Here is a 20055-nt window from a genome sequence, read left to right on the forward strand (position 1 = left end):
TAACATGAAAAAGACATTAACTAAATATGTGCTATTGGCAGTCGTACTGCTTTCGGTAACCAGTTGTAAAAAAAGTTTTCAAGAACTGACAAAGAATAACAACAAACCTAATAATGTACCCGCTTCCCTATTGTTTAATGGCGTTTTAAATAAGCTCGCCGACCTTCCCGACGGTCAGAAGGAAATTTACAGCCAATACTATTTGTATAACTATGATTATTACGGCAACAATCGCTACGATTTTGGAAGTGGTGATGATGACTACACTACGCTTAAAAACGTAGTTGCCATGGAGCAGCAGGCTGCGGCTACCGGTGGTGCTGCGATTAATCCTTATGAGGCCCTGGGCAAACTTTTTAAAGCCTATTTTTTCAGTAAGATGAGCTTGGAAATGGGCGATATTCCGATGACCGAGGCATTAAAAGGATTAAACAACCTCGAACCTGCTTATGATTCTCAGAAGGCAGTAATGTTGCAATCGCTGGATTGGTTGGAAAGTGCAAACGACGATCTCGCTGCGATCATTAAAAATCCAGCATCTGCGGGCACAGGTGAAGGTGCGGTTTTAAAAAACGATATCTTTTTTAACAATGACCTAAGCAAATGGCAAAAAACGGTAAATGCCCTACAAATACGCTTACTAGTTCAGTTAAGCAAAAAAACATCAGATACCGATCTAAAAGTCATCACACGATTCTCAAACATAATTAACAACCCTACAAAATATCCGTTAATGGGAAGCACGGCCGATAATTTGCAGTACACTTTTTTGGCGCCAAATAATTACTATCCGCAAAATCCAAACAACTTTGGTCAGAGCGGTTCACGTAAAAATATGTCTTCTACCTATGTGGGCTTGCTCACTAGTTTAAGAGATCCGCGTGTTTTTGTAACCGCAGAACCTGCGCGAGATCTTGTAGATAAACAGGGAAAAAGCCCAACAGATTTTTCTTCTTTTTTAGGTGCAGGTGCTGGCTTAGATCTTGGATTGATGTACAACAACGCAGGCTTACAGAAATATTCTTTCATCAATCGAAAGTATTTTTTCTCTACTTATACCGGCGAACCAAGCATACAAATCGGTTATCCGGAGTTGATGTTTAACATTGCAGAAGGCATAAATAGGGGATGGGCAATTGGAGCCAACGCAGAAACTTACTACGTGGCAGGTATCAAGGCCTCTATGGCTTCCTATGGAATACCAGAAAATGGTTCCTTTGCCGCCTATTTTTACCGTCCTGGCTCAACGGATGTGACTAAATTGGCCAATTATGACACCTATAACATAACCGTTAACTTTACAGGTTATTACACGCAGCCAACCGTAAAATATGTTGCTGGTAGCGCAGGGTTAAATTTTATTTTGCAGCAGAAATACTTGGCGCTGTTTAGGCATTCGGGTTTGGAATCCTATTTTACGTATCGCCGTACAGGAGTACCAACATTTAATATCGGCGATGCAACAGGAAATGGCGGCAGGATAGCGAATCGATTCCAATATCCAGACGCAGAGCGTACAGCCAATACGGCGCATTATCAGGCCGCGCTCGACGCGCAATTTAATGGCAATGATGATATAAATGGAGTAATTTGGATTTTGAAATAAATAAATACTTTCACAAATTGGGCCTTAGCGATAACGCCTGTATTTTATCGAATAATTATGAAAAAAGCTTTTTTATGTGTGGCCTTCGTAGCGTTAACTCTCCAATCGATCGCACAGCACAAAACTAAAAATTTAATTGTGGTAACGCTAGATGGTATGCGTTGGCAAGATGTGTATCGCGGAGCCGATTCTACACTCATCAATTCTACTTTTACCACCGATAAAGATGATGTTAACAAAACGTATTGGGCATCCACTCCGGAAGAACGGCGAACGCGTTTATTTCCATTTCTGTGGTCGGTAATTGCTAAACAAGGCCAGCTTTACGGAAACCGCGATGCGGGGAATAAAAATGAAGTCGCCAATCCCTATCGGTTTTCCTATCCGGGATATAATGAAATATTTACTGGGTTTCCGGATCCTAGAATGGACACCAACGATCCGATAACCAACCCTAACATAAATGTATTAGAATACATCAACCAGCAACCGGGGTTTAAGGGGAAAGTGATTGCATTCTCCTCTTGGGAGAGATTTCCACAAATACTAAACGCATACCGTTCTGGCCTTCCTGTCTATGCCGGTTACGCCGATTTGAAAAACGCTGATGCAAATCCTCGTCTAAAATATTTGAACGAATTGCAGCATAACGTTCCGACATATCTGGGCGATTCTACCCGACTGGATTTTATTACCTACGAATTCGGTAAAGAGTATTTAAAGCAGTATAAGCCACGAGTAATGTATTTGGCTTTTGATGAAACGGATGACATGGCGCATAGTGGAAATTATAAATTTTATCTGGATCGCGCAAAGCAAGAGGATGGTTACATAAAGGCGTTATGGGAGATGATTCAAAGCGATCCCCAATATAAAAACAGCACCACGTTGCTTATTACCTCCGATCATGGACGCGGCGAAATGCCTATTGAAGCCTGGCGTAGTCATGGTAAAGAAATAAATGGTTCTGAGCAAACTTGGTTCGCAATTATGGGTCCAGATACACCTGCAATCGGAGTTGTAACAACGCCGACCATAACTTATCATAAACAATTGGCACAGACGATGTCAGAATTGTTAGGGTTGGATTTTAAATCAAATGCAGGCCATGAAGTTGGAGAATCGATTAAAACCGTGTTTAAAAAATAGGCTAGTAACTGAAATTTTTTTGATTCAATAAATTAGGCAGCTCAAGTGGCATTTGAATAATGCCGTCTGTAGGGAGTTGGTTGGCAGCAGTTTAAAGGTTCGATTCCTTTCCCTACATCAAAGTGTTACAAGTTTTAATAACATGCAAAATCCCACATCCCAATGGGATAAAGATTTTCCAGGAAAGATCATCGTTTACCGGCGGTTTAAAAGAGTTTATTTTAATATTAAAGACTTACTAAAGAACAGGTTTATTTTATTAATGTTAAGAAAACATCGATTATTTAACTTTTGAAAAAAAAAGGAAAAATAATTGAAAATTTCAACACAAATAACCCTACCAACATCTTGTTTCCTATCTTTGAATGCCGTTCACAACCTGAAGATTTTAGGAGAGTGAATCCGAATAATGAGCTCGTTAAAAATTTATTAAAGGACTAGAATTGTCTAAGTAAACGTGTTATAAAATAAAATGGAAAGAAGGTCTGTTGTAAAAAGTTTGGGCGGTTTAGCTTTACTACCTGCAATTAATTTTGGATTTAGCCATGGCAAAAAAAAATCCGTTTTGCGGCTTGCTCACCTCACGGATGTACACCTGAAAAATGAACTGGGCGCACCTGAGAAATTTGTCAAGTGTCTTCACCACGTTCAACAGCAATATCCAAAAGTAAATTTTATTTTACATGGTGGCGATGTGGTATTCGACATGAATAAAGAAAATATTTCTGTTATTGATGCGCAATGGAAACTGCATTTGGATACGATGAACAATGAGTGTTCGTTAAAGACTTTTTATGCCTTGGGGAACCATGACATTTGGTGGAATGAAGACAACAAGGGAAATGCTTTTTATGGGAAAAAATACTCAATGGCGAAACTAGAGTTAGTTAAACCGTACTATAGCTTTACTAAAAATGGATGGAAATTTATCGTTTTAGACAGTACGCATCTAGATATTGATCAAACATGGTATATTGGTAAACTTGGTGAGGAGCAGTTTAACTGGTTGGAAAATGAACTTAGGTCTACAGATTCGGGAACTCCTATTTTAATCCTATCGCACATTCCCATTTTAACCGCGCTGTTAATGATAGAGGACGATATTGTTAATAAATGGACGATGCTTGGAGGTGATATGCATACCGATACCGCAAAAATTATCAATCTTTTTTATCAATATCCAAATGTAAAACTAGCGTTAAGTGGTCACTTGCATATGCGCGATAAGGTGGTTTACAACAACGTTACTTACCTCTGCAATGGAGCAGTTTCTGGCGCTTGGTGGAAAGGCAATAGGAGAGAAACAGCGCCTGGTTATGGTTTAATCGATTTATTTGACGATGGAAGTTTCGAGGAAAAATATGTAAATTATGACTAAGATAAAAAGTAATAATTTCACAGGTTACTAAACTCAGATTTTAGGTAAAAACATCATACCATTAAACAATTTTGGTTATTTCAATAGCCGAATAAATAGTTAGATAGAAATTTTCTGCATTATTGAAATTCAATTTTAATAGCGTAATCTAAATCTCCATATTTAGGAAAGAGAATTTCCTATAGCGTTCGATTGTTTGAGCATTTTTTCACCTAGAAATCTAAAACAGTTAAATACCTATTTCTTTTTAATACTTCGTTTACAGTTTCTAAGAATTTAGAAAACATCACCGGCTTAACCAAGTAATGATCACCTCCAACGCGCAACGCCTCCTGAACATACTCTGCACTTGCACTAATAAAGACAATATATTTAACTTTATCTCTTAAATATTCTGCCACTTCTATGCCCGAGATTTTACCCATCCGAACATCTAAAAACACAAAGTCTATTTTGTCCTCTTCTGTAATGCATTCCATCGCGGTTTGGGGATTTAAATATTCTCCCCATAATTGAAGTTTCGGTATTTCGTGAATGTAGCTGGACATAAGAAAGACAAAAGACGGATCATCATCGATTACTAAGCAACGGCTTGGCAAATGATTATTCTGTTTCATAAGCTTTAATTTAGAAGTAATGATCGGAAAGTTAGTCCTCTATAAAGGTATTAATTTAAAATATATTTATCATTAACGATCTTTAACATTTTTAAGAAGCGGTTAAACTGCTTTTAGTGGGTTTTAATATTTTTAGCTGGAATTAATTCGGGGTCGGCTTAAAATCACATCTAAAAGACACTGTTTTTGTCTATTATTAGCCTAGACCTTATTTTAGTCTCCTAGTCTTTATCAGAAAGGCATGTATCAAACCTATAATCTGCCGCTTTTTGGCGTTTCTTTTAAGGGTGTTAATAATAAAAAATTATGCTTTTTAGCAGTCGACAGTGAATATCAACTTGCGTTTTAAAGCAGCTGACCTTTATTTTAGATTTAGATTTTTCCTAAACAGTTATCTTTTTTTGGTGTTCACTGCTAAATGTTTTTCAATGTAATCGCCAATTTTAGCCGCGTCTGAAGGTAAAAATATACTGTTTAAAGAAAACTGCCAAGCATTTTCCACTCGTGTTATCGTGCCAACGTTTTGTCCTTCTTTTAACAACAGAAATGCACCATCTTTATGCAGATCCTGTTCACAAACAATCTTTTCTATCTTCCCCCAATTGTTAAATATATAATCGATTGTTTTTTTAGCGGAATGTTTCATTCAAGAGTTTTTGTACGTTTTCTAATACCTCGAAACCATGTAAAGTGTTTGCTTATTTTCTAAATAAAATTTTTTTAAGCGTCTAAAAACTTTTTTCAGATAGACAAAAATTCGACACAATTTTGGGCGTTATTAGCAGAGGAATTGAGTTTGTTAACGAACTTATTAAGACTGTAAAAGGCCGTTTCTTATTGCAAAATGTTGGCTTGTAGAAAAGGTTGCTTTGCAATGTCTACCTCAGTAATTTCAAAGTTTTCGGTTTTTTGCCACGCCGAATTAACCTTTAGCCCGATTACCGAATGTTAACTAATTTTTTACAACTTGCAATTTTTCCAAGCCGTACATGAAATCTGAGTTAATCAATGAGCGGGTTACCAAGCCACATTACCCTATATTAGATGGGCTACGTGGTGTTGCAGCCATAATAGTGGTCACATTTCATTTGGCCGAGCCATTCTCAACAGGCAACTTAGATAAATTCGTAAACCACGGTTATTTAGCGGTAGATTTTTTCTTTTTATTGTCTGGTTTTGTAATTGGATACGCTTACGATGATCGTTGGCGAAACACCACCGTTAAAAGCTTTTTTAAGCGCCGAATTATACGTCTTCAACCAATGGTGGTTTTAGGGATGACCCTTGGCGCCATAGGCTTTTATTTTACAGATTCATCGCTATGGCCGCTCATTCATACCATTCCTTTATGGAAGATGCTATTGGTGATGTTAATAGGTTATACAATCCTACCCGTGCCATTATCGCTTGACATTCGTGGTTGGGAAGAAATGCATCCACTTAACAGTGTAGGATGGTCTTTATTTTTCGAATACATTGCCAACATTCTCTACGCGGTTTGGATTCGAAAATTTTCTGTAATGGCTTTAAGTTTTCTAGTATTCATTGCTGCCATCGCACTCGCACATTTGGCCATCTCCAACGGTGATGTGAGTGGTGGCTGGACATTGAATGTAGAGCAGGTGCGTATTGGATTTACCAGAACCATGTACCCGTTTTTTGCGGGTCTTTTACTCTCACGTATTGCTAAGCCAATACGAATAAGAAATGCCTTTTTATGGTGCAGTCTTTTAGTGGCTATTGCACTTTATATGCCGCGCATCGGCGGTACAGACCATCTCTGGATGAATGGAATCTACGATGCTGTTTGCATCATTATCGTTTTCCCACTGATCGTATACATCGGCGCAAGTGGCGTTATGAAGACTCAAAAAGAGCATAAGCTGTGCAACTTTTTAGGTAAAATATCTTATCCACTTTACATGGTACATTATCCATTGGTCTACTTCTACGTAGCATGGATCAGCAATAATAAAGGAATTAGGATGGAACAGGCATGGCCTTATGCCTTGCTTATTTTAATAGCAGCCATTGCTTTGGCTTATATTGCTTTAAAGTGGTATGATGAGCCAGTGCGTAAATGGTTGAAAATGAAGCTAGCATAGAGTTGTAATCCCATCTTTTAAGAAAAACCTACCAAAAACCTGCGCCGTTTTTCCGCTTAATCTATGTTAAAATTTTATCACAATGGATTGTAAATTTTGAAAGTCGATTCCTTGTTGTGTCGACTTTCAAGGATAGTTTTCTGCCATTTTTTTCAACATCTTTCGCTAGGTCGTGTATGATTTCATTTTGTTCGATAAAAAAACCCAAATTTATCGGTTTTCAACGCTGTAACACTGATTTTTCAATGAGGCTCAGTTGAGTATCAAGTAGAGCAAATTCATCTAACTGATTTTTAAATGAAGAATAAATTAAAGTTTAGTGTAAGATATTTTTGTGTTAGGCCAAAATATTTTATTTTGCGAACTTTTGGTAATAATAATGCCATAAGGATAGTATCAGTGGATGTATAGAGAGAACCAAAACAGTTTTAAAGTGAATTTTTTTTAACAATTACGTCAGGTTTATTTACTTAATCAAATTTCTTTGTCCTTAAAGTGCCGTGTCCGGTTTTTGAATAAAAGAACTAACCAAAAAACAAAATGGATAAAGACAAACAAATAGCACAACTCCAAATTGCCAATACAGCGCTCGCTTCTGAAAATGCTGAAAAAGAGAAACGAATAGTGAAACTAGTTCTGAAGAACAAGGAACTTAGCCATCAGCATTCAGCATACGAAAAAAGGGAATCAGAATTAAATCAGTTTTACCAAATGCTTTTTAACGCACCCTCCGCAATTGGTATGTTGAAGGGACCAAATCATGTTTTTGAAATGGCCAATCCGCTTTATTTGCAGATGATTGGCAAAACAGATATCATAGGTAAAACGGTTGCAGAAGTGCTTCCAGAAATTATTGAGCAAGGATTTGTAGACATTCTAGACCACGTGTATCAATGCGGCGAACCGTACAGTGGCAGGGCGACACTGGTTAAGCTTAAGAAGGGGCGGGACGGTGCGCTGAACGATGTTTACATGAATTTTATTTACCAACCTTACCGAAATGAGGCAGGAAATATAACCGGTGTGTTCTTTTTCTTGAACGACATTACAGAAGAAATAAAATCAAAAAAAGAAATTGAAAAAAGTGAGCGGTTTTTTAAAGGGGTAATAGAGAATAGTGCCGATATGGTGGCTATGATGAATGCCGCCGGAAATACCATTTATGCAAGCCCAGCCCTGTACAAAAAATTCGGTTATTCTAAAAAGGAGATTTTGGGATTAAAGGTTTTAGACGTTGTGCATCCCGATGACTTTGAGAAAATGGCTGTATTTATAGAGAAGTTATTGAGCCGGCCTGGAGTTTCGTTAATTAGTCCTCTAGTGCGCGAGCGAAAGAAGGATGGAAACTATATCTGGGTGGAAGGAACGCTGACTAATTTTATGGAGACTGAAGGGATTAACGCCATGGTTGCAAATTTTAGAGATGTTACAGAGCGGATTAATGCGGAGTCTAAAATTCGGGACAGTGAGTTTCGGTACCGTCAGATTGTAGAAACGGCTCAAGAAGGAATTTGGCTGCTAGACGAGCACAACAAGACAACGTTTGTGAACAAAAAGATGTGTGAGATTCTCCAATACAAAGAGGAGGAGATGTTGGGCAAAGAAAATTTCTATTTTATGGACTCAGCGGGTAAAGAAAAAGCAGCATTTGCGTTGGAGAGAAGGAAAATGGGGATAGCAGAGAAGATAGAGCTAAATTATATTTCCAAATTAGGTAAGCTTGTCATTACAGAAGTTTCTGCAACGCCCGTTTTCGATGAACATGGAGTTTTTAAAGGTGCGCTGGGAATGATCTCGGATATTTCTGGAAAGAAAAACTTAGAAGATTTATTAGAAAAATCAAATAGGTTAGCAAGAATAGGAAGTTGGGAGATTGATGTACTAAAAGGAACGGTCTTCTGGTCAGACATTACCAAGGAAATTCGCGAGGCGGAACCGGATTTTATTCCCGATCTCTCCACCGGGATAGGTTTTTTTACGCCGGGCGTTAGCAAGGACATTATCGCCCAACGGGTACAGCAATGTATCGATAAAGGAATTTCTTGGGATGAAGAATTGCAATTAAAAACATTTAAAGGGAATTTAAGATGGGTGCGTACAATTGGCGAAGCAGTTTTTGTAAATGGGAAATGTAATAAGATATATGGAAGTTTTCAGGACATTACGGAACGTAAAATTGCAGCGGAAAAAATATCACGGAGCGAAGAAAAACTAAAGTTAGCACAACTAATCGCTCAGGTAGGCAGTTGGGAAATAGACATGATGACCAATGCGCATAGCTGGTCTGCTGAATTTTACAGGATTTTAGGGATATCCGAAAACGTAGTGCCTTCTCATAAAGTATTTATGTCTATTATCCATCCAGACGACTCGCCAACGGTCAATAAAACGTTGAAGAATGCTTTTTCCACGCATGCCGATTCCTCCTTTAACTTTCGTTTTAGAAAAGAAAATGGAGAAATAGGATATGCCTCATCAGAATGGAAATACGAATTTGATTCAAGTCAAAATCCGCTTTACATCCACGGCATCTTGAGAGATCTTACCGAACAAAAAAAGGCCGAATGTGAACGAGCTAAAATGACAGCAGATATCATTCAGCGCAACATTAACTTGGAACAATTTACATTTATTGTTTCACACAATCTTCGGGCTCCGGCAGCAAACATCATCGGCTGCACTAAATTATTGCAAGATGAAACCACGACGCTGCTCGAACAGAAAGAACTTTTAAACGGACTTTACAAATCTGTAACCACTCTAGATGCCGTTATTAAAGACATTAATAACATCCTACAAGTAAAAAGTGAAGTCGACGAAAAAAAGGAGATTATCCTCTTCTCAGCACTCACGAAAGAGATCACTACGGGGATGGGAGGAGCTATCGCCAAAAATCGTGCGCGTATTGTAACAGATTTCTCCGAAGTCAACGAAATCTATTCTCTTAAAATTTATCTATACAGCATTTTCTATAACCTCATAGGCAATAGCATTAAATACGCAAAGGAAAATGAGCCTCCAATTATTGAAATAAAAAGCAATAAAGAAAACGGAAAAATAGTTCTTACTTTTAAGGATAATGGGTTAGGGGTTGATATGGATACACAAGGTTGTAAAATATTTGGACTTTACAGTCGCTTTCATTCACATGTGGAAGGCAAAGGCATGGGGCTTTTCATTGTAAAAGCACAAGTCGAATCACTGGGCGGAACAATAACGGTTGCCAGTGAGATTAATCGGGGAACAGAGTTTACGGTTGTATTTGACGATCAAAAGTAAAATGGAGCAAACAACAAAACGGTTTCTGCTAATAGATGACGACCCAATTAGTATTTTCATTTCAATAATGGTTCTTGAAGATGCACTCGGAAAAATTCAAGTAGATGAATTTAGCATTCCTGAAGATGGATTGGAATTTATAAAGCATCGGAAAAACGATGACCCTGAGAGTGGACAAATTGTACTTTTTCTGGATATCAATATGCCATCAATGTCGGGATGGGAATTTTTAGAGGCGTTTGAGCTTTTCGATGCGACTATAAAGGACCGCTACGATATCTACATCCTTTCCTCGTCCGTTAATGCCAAAGACATCAATTTAGCAAAAGCCAATCCGCGTGTGGTAGACTTTGTGGAAAAACCGCTTATCAGTGCTTCATTGCGAAAAATATTCGGTTAATAGGTGCAGGAAATATACCGTAATGTTCACAGGAATCTATTAATGATGTAAGACATTTTTAATTTTATTATAATTTTTATTACTCGGTTCATTTATTAGATTACTTGGCGGTTAATTCCGAGTAGTTTGAGGTTTTCCACGGGACCACGCCTAACTTAAAAATGATGGGATTTTCAATTCAAGTTAGATTTGGTTTTATGGCCTTTATTTTTTGTTTGGTTAAATTTCTGCGCAGGTAAATTTTAACTTTTAAACCCTGCATATAACGAATTATTTTTCGAGCTTATGGTTTTTACTGCCCCTATAGGTCGGGCTACTGCTTCAAATCCTCGCCGAGACTCGCTGTAGGTTTTCCATTAACACCCTAAGGCAGAATTTGCTCTCGAAACAGATTTCAGTTACATTGGGGATAAAAACACTTTTTTCGAGAGACAAGCAAAAAAGATTGTAATGTTGTAGCTCGAGCCATGCAAAAAAGCGCTTGGGAAGCCAATCCTCCAAAAGTCACGAGAAGAAAGCCACTTTAGACTTTTTAATTTTTTTCAATACCCCTTAATTTTGCTATGTTTACTAGTGTTCATGCGCATTATTCACTGTCTATATTAACCAATTTAAAATGAAAAAATACTTCTTAGTAATTATTCTTTTGACGTCTTGCCAATTTTCCTTCGCGCAAAGCGAATCGCCCCTGGCTACTTTTAATAGGTTAAAAAATCAGGTGAAAATGCAAGGAGAGGAGTTGTTGAAAAACGGTTTCCGAGCTGGGGATGGGTACGGTGAAGTATGGATTAGAGATTTCAACACCTTCATGGAATTATCTTGTAAAGTAAACGACAAAGAGGTTATTAAGAAACACCTGATTACCTTTTTTCAATTTCAACAACCCGACGGAGATATTGTGGATGGGTATGTTCCTAGGCCAAAAGAGGGTACGTCTAATTATTATAAGTATCAGACACCGTTAGCGCCAGAGTATGTTGGACATAAGAATACAGTAGAAACAGATCAAGAAAGCTCGTTGATTCAGGCCGTATCGAAATACATAAAAAACACCGGTGACGCATCTATTTTAAAGGAACAAGTCGACGGGGTTACGGTGTTAAAACGTATTGAAAGCGCCATGCAGTTTCTTTTAACCAAACGCTATAGCGGGCAATATGGGTTGCTTTGGGGCGCAACTACTGCCGATTGGGGCGATGTGCAGCCTGAACACAGTTGGGGCGTAGAAATAAATGGCAATACGCACAAAACAATAGATATTTACGACAATGCAATGTTTGTCATCGCCATCAATAATTTCTTAGATTTTCCAGATTTAAAAAAACAGGATGTTAAGCATTGGTCGGGAATAAGAGATAGAATTAAACTAAAGGTGAGGGAACACCTTTGGGATAAAACCAAACAAAAATTCGTACCTCATATTTATTTAGACGGATCACCATTTCCAACTTCCTTTGATGAATCGGTGATTTATTACCATGGCGGTACAGCAACTGCTATAGAAGCAGGATTACTAAGTAAGGCAGAAGTTTTGAGTGCTTATTTGAGGATGCAAGATAACGTGAAGAAGGCGCACGCTTCCTCTATTGGATTAACGATATATCCTACTTATCCGGCAGGTTTCTTTAAGAATGTAGGAATGGGTCCGTATTCCTATCAAAATGGTGGCGACTGGACCTGGTTCGGCGCTCGGATGGTTACGCAATTGGTGGCGTACGGATTTACCAACGAAGCGCTAGTTGCAGTACAGCCGATGCTGCAACGTGTAGTGAAAAATAAAGGTTTTTTTGAGTGGTATACGCCAGACAATCAGCCAAAGGGCTCCTCAAGTTTTCGAGGATCGGCCGGTGTATTGTTTACGGCGATTACAAAATTGGAGGATAAATTGAAGAAGTAGTTTGATTTGAGAGGAATATGATCTAAGATCGGCTAACTAATCTAATTATTTTTTAAAATTAAAGCACTGTAAATCTTATGTCTAAGCTTCTGATGCAATGGACTAGTTGTTTATTTTGATATTATTTTTGCAGGGATGCTAAATTTGATTTATCTTCGCAGCATCAAAAAACAAAAGGTCGTAATTTCGATATCAACCTAACTGTTTTTCGGGGTGTAGCGTAGCCCGGTATCGCGCCTGCTTTGGGAGCAGGAGGTCGTAGGTTCGAATCCTGCCACCCCGACGAAAAGCCAACCACATCGGTTGGCTTTTTTTGTTTATCAGATTTTTAAGCGTAGCCGGTATCGTATGCTACGATTTGTGGAAGGGTTGAAGAAGATGGTAAAAGTCCGAAGGTCGAATATGAAACTTGGTTTAAGAATTTAACGCCATTTTCTCCCTTGTTCAAGATGAAACAAGGTCTAACACATTCGCTGAAAGCAAACTTTATATTTGATGATAAAAGATAGAGTTCACTGCATGCACTTTAATGTTTCAAACTAACCAATAATTGAGCAATTAGTTAAGGAAACTAATTGGTATCGGCAATCGGCTCTTTGTATCGTCACAAAAGGAACTCCCATCGCATCATTGTGGAAATGTGTGGAAAAAAATCCTACACCGAAATTGCGATACTTTTTGTCCCATTCTCTAATTTAGCCTTAATCAAGAAAAAACATCAATTGATTAATTCTAACGCTTTCTCTAAATATTCATCTCGTCCTTCTGTTACACCTTTTATAGTTTCCTTTACGTAAACATCTGGCTGAATACCGACCGCATATAAACGCTTGCCATCTTGTTGTTTTACCTTCATTCCGGTAAATCTAATCGTACAATTACCAGGAACAGTAAATACATTTACGTTACCATTTGCACCGGCCGTGGGCTGCCCCACAATAGTTGCCAATTTGTATTGTTTAATAAAACCCATATAACTCTCTGCATAACTAATGGCATAACCACCAGTTAAGAAAATAATTTTTGCACTGATATGAGGCGTTTTAGGATTCATTTCCCACCCTTCTGCTTGATAAGTAACATTTTGATAATTTGGGCGGATAATTTCAGGAATAAACATCCACTTATTCTTATCTTTAACAGTTAAAAGATGTTTAATAAACTCTTGGTTTTGTTTGGGATAGCCTCTCAAATCACATATTATACCCTTTGCGCTAGTTAATTTGGGCATTATCGAGTCTATTTCTTTCATGTCTGTGTTACCTATATTGATATAGTAAATGCCGTTCTTTAACTCTTTTATTTTCGGTTCTTCTTTTTGTTGTCTATAATTTGATCTTAACAAGGTCATTTCACTTTTCGGCTGGTTTAACCGTTTAATTTTTAGCTCTAGCTGAGTGTCTCTCGCTCCAAATAAAATAGAACTTTCGGCTATCTTTGTTTTCCACTGATTAGAACCGGAAATTTCATCTTTAAGCGAATTAAATTTTTGGATCGCTGCAACACCATCTACCGAAACAATTTCATCTCCAACTTTTAACGGCAATATATTTCCCTTTAAGGCATCAACTTTGCTAACTATGATTTTGCCCTCAAGAAATTTAACATCTGCTTGCACTGAATAATAGTTTTGTTCTCCCAACGAAACACTAACGTGTCCATCGTCTAACTTTTCTGTTAATATGCGAAGCATTTTACCATACGCTGCGCGATTTTTAACCTCATATGCTTCGGAAATGGCATTTGCAAGTTCTGCGCCCCAGTCTGTTTTCATCTCTTCTTTATAAGGAAAAAAATGTTGAAAAACATTCCAAGTAACAACCGCTCCACTTAGGGGCATATATGGATAGGAATTGCTTAAGTCAATTTCTTCCAACTGTTTCTTAAGTGCTGCTAACCTGCTTGCATCGGCAACAGGGTATGTTGAGTTTTCTGTTCCCATCAAAACTAATGGCACACTACAAATGAGCCCATTACCTAGATCTTTTCGAAAAAAATCACCAAAATTAGCTTTGTTTTTAAAAATATCCGTTACTAACTGTGTGGTAAAAACATCTTTAATCATGAGTGTGTTACTACCATCTGGGGCGTTCGTAGAAATTATGCTATTTTTATATCCTGGCGAATTCCCATGCCAATCTTTGGCATCTAGATTGTCGTCTTCGAACGAAGAATTTTTAATTGGTAGCGGTATCCATTTATTATTTTCTTCTATCTCAATACTAAATTTATCAATCCATATTTTTCCATCTCCAGATAAAAATGCACCAAAAACTACTTCGTTAGCTGTGTCGTCCACTCTTCCTTTGATAACATATTCTTTCCACTCTTTCGATTTTACAGGCCGGTTGTCCATGTTGTCGAAAAAGCCCATTTTTTTGTTTTCGCAATCTATCCTAAGCCAAAGCTGCCCCTGTCCAGCAGTTACTTCAGTCCTCATCATTGCCTTCATCCTAATGGGCTTGCCTCTATATGGTTTAATATTTATGCTGTTAGTGGCTACACCAAAATTTCTCTTACTTGGATCGATTACTTTTATCGACCTATTGGTGCGTATGCTTTTATATGGTCCCGCAGCCTGAACACCCATGCCCAAATGCTGCCAAGTAATTTCTTTATAAGCACCTGCTTTTGGAGGAGTTATATTTTGTTTGTTAAAGATTTTTTCGTCGTTTTCAGCAGAAACTAAAACTGATGGTGCTATTGGATTAAATAGTTGATTAAGTTTTTCGCCCAAGACCTTATCTGTTTGCGCATTTTCAACTTGTTTAATGCCGTAGGCCACAAATTTGTCCCAATCAATTTCGGCAGCCTCATTTGACGGATGAAAATACCGAACATAACCGTACAGTCTAGCGAAACTAGCGATATTAGCAACCTGTTTTTCTCTTTTTACAGTTTGAGCATTTACTTGATTTGCTAAAAACAAAAGCATTAAGAATATTACTATTTTATTCATAAAATTAAGCTTAGATGGTTTTTTATGGAGGCAATATTGCTTGATTTAACTAAAGTAAATAATTTATTTTTGGTGTTTGAAAATTTAACATTCGTTAACCAGATTATAAAAGCGCGCTGTAAGTTTTCAAAACTCAACCTTTTTTTTTCAATTCTTTTGTCTTAAGTCTAACTTTTTATTTGAATGTGTTTTTGCCGAACCATTGTCGGGTTATTAATCGGCATAGTTAAAGTTTTTGGTTAGGCCTCCAATACCTATCATAAACTCGCCTGGCTCAGTGACTCTTTTCAGATCAGAATTTATAAAAGACAGCTTTTCTTTATCGATTTGAAACTTGATGGTTTTTGTTTCACCCGGTTTTAAATCAACTTTGGTAAAAGCTCTTAATCTTTTTACCTCGGGAGTCACTGAAGCGATTAAATCACTTACGTACATCAGCACAGCTTCTTTTCCATCTACCTTACCTGTGTTTTTTACATCAACCGAAACTTCGATCTTGTTGTTCGAAGTTAGCTTTGAGTTGCTGATGTTAAGATTTGAATACGCAAAGGTGGTGTAGCTTAATCCAAATCCAAATTCCCACTGTGGATCATAGCCGGCAACATCTGCATTTTCTATGGTCTCGGTATATTTGTGGTAATAGTTAATTAGACTGTTGGAATAACGAGGATAAGTGTAAGGCAATTTTCCACTTGGATTTATTGCTCCAATAAGTGTATTTGCCACCACATCGCCACCTTCATTCCCTAAAAAATATGTCTGTAAAACGGCATCAGTTAAAGGTTCTACGGCAGAGACAATTCTTGGACGCCCTTCTGCAAGAATCAAAATTACGGGTTTACCGGTTTTTGCCATTGCTTTTGCCAAATTTATTTGATTGTTTGGCAAATTTAAATCTCCAATATTTCCCATATTCTCCGTATAGCTATTCTCGCCTAAGCAAAGTACAATTACATCTGCCTGTTTTGCTTTTTCTACGGCAGCATCAAGATTAAGTGTTTTGTCAAAATCGGCACCGGCTTCGTAACTTACCGTTCCACCAAAAGCTTTCTGAATACCTTCTAAAATGGTATTTTTTGCGGCTTCTGTTTCATTGCTATTTGTACCTTGCCAGTTCCTGCTCCAGCCGCCATTTAGGCTTCTCATGGTATTTGCTGTAGGTCCAGTAACAAAAATTTTGGTTCCTTTTTTCAGTGGTAGAATGTTTGCCTTATTTTTTAATAAGGTGATACATTCTGCAGTGAAATCGTAGTTGAATTGATTGTGTTCCTTACCATTAAATAGCGGATAATCTTTAGGATCATCTAGTGGTCGATCAAAAAGATTTACCTCATATTTCATCCTCAAAATTCTCCTTACCGCATCATCAATGCGAGACATTTTAACCTTTCCCTCTTTAACCAACTGAATTAAATCTTCAGTAAATGTAAAATCAAAAGGCACCATGCTCATGTCGATTCCCGCATTAATTGCCACCATGGTCGATTCCTTATTGTCTTTGGTAATGTGATGCCTAAGGTGCAGGTATTGAATATCCTGCCAATCGCTCACTGCAAAACCCTTAAAATGCAATTCGTTTTTTAAAATGTCGGTTAAGATGTGATGACTCGCATGAACGGGCACCCCGTTTATCTCAGCACTGTTTATCATGACTGTTTTGGCCCCATGTTTTATGGCTTCCTCAAATTGAGGTAAAAAGTATTCCCTTAATTCTCTTTCGGGAATCCAAGCAGGCGTTCTATCGTGTCCGCTTAACGGCATACTGTAGCCCATGTAGTGTTTCAAACATGCTGCAACATGGTATTTGTCTGTTACCAAAGCATCTCCCTGTAATCCTTCAACCGTTGCTTGCCCCATTTCGCCAACCAATAAAGGATCTTCTCCAAAAGTTTCCCAAATTCTTGGCCACATGGGTTGCCTTCCCAAATCTAGCACGGGGCTAAAGGTCCATGGAATCAGCGATGCTCGGGTTTCGTAGGCAGTAATTTCGCCAAGCTTTTTAGCATTTTTGGTGTTAAAAGAAGCCGCTTGTGCAATCTGTTGCGGAAATAACACCGATTCTGATGTATAATTATTCCCTCTAATGGCATCAACGCCATAAAGCATCGGGATTTTTAGCCGTTGTTGTAAAGCTACTTTTTGTAAGGCTTCGATCCGTTCTTGCCACGCAGCTCTGCTCATAGCATCTCCTCCAACGTTTAACACCGAACCAATTTTATAGGTCGAAAAAGCGATTTGCACTTTTTCTGGATCTAAGGTTAATGGCAATGTTGGCTGGCCATTTTTGGTTTTAAGAAGCGCTTCGATCGTAATTTGGGTCATCTGACCAACCTTTTCTTCTAGCGTCATTTTAGGAAGAAGCACATCCACTTTTTTTTCTATCTGTTGAGCGGTCTGACCCTGTACTTGCGCTGCAACTCCTGCAAAAAGTAATATCGGCATAAATTTTTTAATCATATTTTTTGTGTGTTGATAAACACTGTTATAGACTATTTGAGGTAAATAACGTCTCAAATCTAATGAGGAATTCCCAGTAAAGTTATTACCTCTGTCCAATAAATGTCGCCGGGAAGAGGTTGGTCTGAATACGAATATAATAGGTTTACTACCAATGCTTAATTTCTTTTATGTATGCCGTGAGTTCCGACGCCATCTGCTTATGTTCGGCTAAATCTGGATGGGTACCGCACCCGTGAAAATATCTTTTCGAATAGAAATATTTGTACACGTTGTGATCTGTTTTTTGGGCTTCTGCCAAAATTTCAGTCAAATATTTTTTTAAGACCGCATTCAACTTCTCATCCGCCATTGGGCTTGTTAAACATAGAATGGTAGCTTTAGGATAAACGCTCCTTAATTTTTGAATAAAGTTAACGTAAGCAGAGGTAAAAGTTACCGAATCTTGAAAACCATCGTTTTGCCCCAAACATATTGAAACCACGTCGGGTTGATACTTTGCAAAATTCCATTTGAGCTCATTTTCTCGAAGATTAATTTTATCGAATACATCAGGGAGCGTATTTTTTAAATCACAACAACTGCGCGTAAGGCCTATGCCAGAAACAGCGGTTAAGTGCCATTGCGCATTCAAGTTTCTGGCAGTCGACGGTCCATAAGCAAGATAGGCATTGTGTTGGTCGTACCAATCCTTCGTATCGCAAGGGATTGTCAAGTCAGATCCCGTACCACACGTGATCGAATTCCCAATAAACTCCAATCTTCTTTCTGGTTTAGGTATGGATGGCAACAGCTTTTTACATCTAATTCCGACAAACTCCAAATAACCAATTCCCGATTCTGTGTCTTTACAAACGACTACTGTATGCACGCCATTCGATAATTTTTTAGCAATCTGAATATCGTTCTGCTTTTCTTTGAGTTGAATTCTTGAAGGTTTTCCTCCATCTATCACAATTGTTATGTAATTGTGATTTTTATTGTAAAGCACTTCATCGTTTAATTGTACGGTGCATTTTGAACCCCTAAAAGTAAATGTAACGTATACGCCGGGTGCATAAAATCTAGGGAGTTCTTTGTTTGAAAAATCAATTCGACCGACGTACTGAATTAAAGGATTATCCGCTTTGTAAATGTGATCTTTTTCCGCTGCATGCGAGCTCGTATGGAAAGCGCCTAATATTAGGACGAATAAAAAAATATATAACTTCATATCTTTAATTGGAGATGTAAATATCACAATTTATATTGTACAACCTTCTGATGTGTTAGTTTGTTCCTGTCACTTAATTTATTTTTCTAAAAACACAGAAAGAATAAGTAAGTGGATGTTTTAATAAACCATAGAAAACCCCTAATTTTTAGCAAGGACCTTCTTTTACTGTAGATGGAGTTCGAATTTATTCAAATCAAAGTCGGAGAAATATCCAATGAGAGTGTGTTAAAGCCGCAGCCATTATAGTGGTGGTTTATGGTGTATACCAATCTTGGATGGACAGACAATCAAGAGTAGACGTAAAAGCGCTTCATGCCCATCCTGAAGCCATTTCGCATGGCGACAAAGGTAACATTAAATGATACATTTTTATTTCCTTAGCATGAAAAAGACAATTTTAAAAGGCTGTGCGCTTATCATCTTAATGGGTTTTGCCATTGCAATCAAAACCTTCGCGCAAACGCCGGAAGGAGCAGCTCCAGTATCTGCCTAAAAAATATTCCACCAACAAAAACCGAGCATTTGGCGCCTACACCACTTATGGGTTGGAATACCCGGAACACCTTCAAAACAAATATCGACGAGCCCCTATCAAGGGCAATGGTGGATGCTTACGTGTCATCTGGCATGCGCGACGCAGGCTATCGATATTTTAGTGCTGAATGATGAATGGATGACCAGAGCGCGCGATAAAAACGGCGAGCTGGTTGCCGATTCGCAAAAATCCCCAAATGGAATGAAAAATTCGCTGACTATGTGTGCGCAAAGGTCTGAAGTACCGTCTGGAAACGCCCTGGAATTCAAATCGTTTGAGCATTTAGATCAACTCTTTGCGAAATAAAACTTCAATATTTGTTTTCCAAATAAAATTCAGTAAAACTTCGTGCTAACTGAACAAGATGCCAGGAAATGGAAAGTCAAAAACTCCAATAGAAACAATCGCTTTTTCAGGTTCAGATGTTAGCTACTTTTGCAAAACACCAAGGTTTTAT

General features: G+C 38.0%; 13 protein-coding genes and 1 tRNA gene. 9 read left to right on the plus strand and 5 right to left on the minus strand.

Translation table 11 applies throughout. The features are described 5' to 3' along the window. The first annotated feature begins 4 nt into the window (after nt 1-4). From ACVWYG_RS16150 to ACVWYG_RS16160, 3 genes are all read left to right on the plus strand, one after another. Nucleotides 5-1606: a SusD/RagB family nutrient-binding outer membrane lipoprotein gene (locus tag ACVWYG_RS16150; protein ID WP_457271553.1), complete on the plus strand. Its 1602-nt coding sequence runs from the start codon at nt 5-7 to the stop codon at nt 1604-1606. 57 nt (nt 1607-1663) lie between these two features. Further along, nucleotides 1664-2755 (plus strand): alkaline phosphatase family protein, encoded by a 1092-nt coding sequence (locus ACVWYG_RS16155; protein WP_457271555.1) that lies wholly within the window; start codon nt 1664-1666, stop codon nt 2753-2755. 472 nt (nt 2756-3227) lie between these two features. Then, the gene (locus ACVWYG_RS16160) at nt 3228-4133 is read left to right on the plus strand and encodes a metallophosphoesterase family protein (protein WP_457271556.1); all 906 of its coding nucleotides are present in this window, start codon (nt 3228-3230) and stop codon (nt 4131-4133) included. Between the two features lie 212 nt (nt 4134-4345). Here ACVWYG_RS16160 and ACVWYG_RS16165 read toward each other — a convergent pair whose 3' ends face one another. After that, nucleotides 4346-4750 carry a LytR/AlgR family response regulator transcription factor gene (locus ACVWYG_RS16165; RefSeq protein WP_457271558.1) on the minus strand — a complete coding sequence of 135 codons (405 nt, stop codon included), beginning with the start codon at nt 4748-4750 and terminating at the stop codon, nt 4346-4348. A gap of 391 nt (nt 4751-5141) precedes the next feature. After that, nucleotides 5142-5396 carry a hypothetical protein gene (locus ACVWYG_RS16170; RefSeq protein WP_457271560.1) on the minus strand — a complete coding sequence of 85 codons (255 nt, stop codon included), beginning with the start codon at nt 5394-5396 and terminating at the stop codon, nt 5142-5144. Nucleotides 5397-5739: 343 nt separating this feature from the next. Between ACVWYG_RS16170 and ACVWYG_RS16175 the strand changes: the two genes are divergently transcribed. The 5 genes from ACVWYG_RS16175 to ACVWYG_RS16195 all read left to right on the plus strand — a co-directional run bounded on the left by ACVWYG_RS16175 (nt 5740) and on the right by ACVWYG_RS16195 (nt 12714). Continuing rightward, nucleotides 5740-6855: an acyltransferase family protein gene (locus ACVWYG_RS16175; protein ID WP_457271562.1), complete on the plus strand. Its 1116-nt coding sequence runs from the start codon at nt 5740-5742 to the stop codon at nt 6853-6855. 540 nt (nt 6856-7395) lie between these two features. Next, nucleotides 7396-10134 carry a PAS domain S-box protein gene (locus ACVWYG_RS16180; RefSeq protein ID WP_457271564.1) on the plus strand — a complete coding sequence of 913 codons (2739 nt, stop codon included), beginning with the start codon at nt 7396-7398 and terminating at the stop codon, nt 10132-10134. Nucleotide 10135: 1 nt separating this feature from the next. Next, nucleotides 10136-10534, plus strand: a complete 399-nt coding sequence (locus ACVWYG_RS16185) for a response regulator (RefSeq protein WP_457271566.1) — start codon at nt 10136-10138, stop codon at nt 10532-10534. A 616-nt stretch (nt 10535-11150) separates the two neighbouring features. After that, a complete protein-coding gene (locus tag ACVWYG_RS16190; RefSeq protein ID WP_457271568.1) occupies nt 11151-12431 on the plus strand; it encodes a GH36-type glycosyl hydrolase domain-containing protein in 1281 nt (426 codons plus the stop codon). 209 nt (nt 12432-12640) lie between these two features. Continuing rightward, a tRNA-Pro gene (locus ACVWYG_RS16195) sits at nt 12641-12714 on the plus strand. 435 nt (nt 12715-13149) lie between these two features. Here ACVWYG_RS16195 and ACVWYG_RS16200 read toward each other — a convergent pair. From ACVWYG_RS16200 to ACVWYG_RS16210, 3 genes are all read right to left on the minus strand, one after another. Then, the gene (locus tag ACVWYG_RS16200; RefSeq protein WP_457271570.1) at nt 13150-15390 is read right to left on the minus strand and encodes a S41 family peptidase; all 2241 of its coding nucleotides are present in this window, start codon (nt 15388-15390) and stop codon (nt 13150-13152) included. Nucleotides 15391-15603: 213 nt separating this feature from the next. Beyond that, nucleotides 15604-17847: a glycoside hydrolase family 3 N-terminal domain-containing protein gene (locus tag ACVWYG_RS16205; protein ID WP_457271572.1), complete on the minus strand. Its 2244-nt coding sequence runs from the start codon at nt 17845-17847 to the stop codon at nt 15604-15606. Nucleotides 17848-17995: 148 nt separating this feature from the next. After that, complete coding sequence (locus ACVWYG_RS16210; RefSeq protein WP_457271574.1) at nt 17996-19060, minus strand: SGNH/GDSL hydrolase family protein; 1065 nt, start codon at nt 19058-19060, stop codon at nt 17996-17998. Nucleotides 19061-19670: 610 nt separating this feature from the next. Between ACVWYG_RS16210 and ACVWYG_RS16215 the strand changes: the two genes are divergently transcribed. Continuing rightward, nucleotides 19671-19904 carry a hypothetical protein gene (locus ACVWYG_RS16215; protein ID WP_457271575.1) on the plus strand — a complete coding sequence of 78 codons (234 nt, stop codon included), beginning with the start codon at nt 19671-19673 and terminating at the stop codon, nt 19902-19904. The last annotated feature ends 151 nt before the right edge of the window (nt 19905-20055 follow it).

The sequence above is a fragment of the Pedobacter sp. UYEF25 genome, from assembly GCF_054061655.1.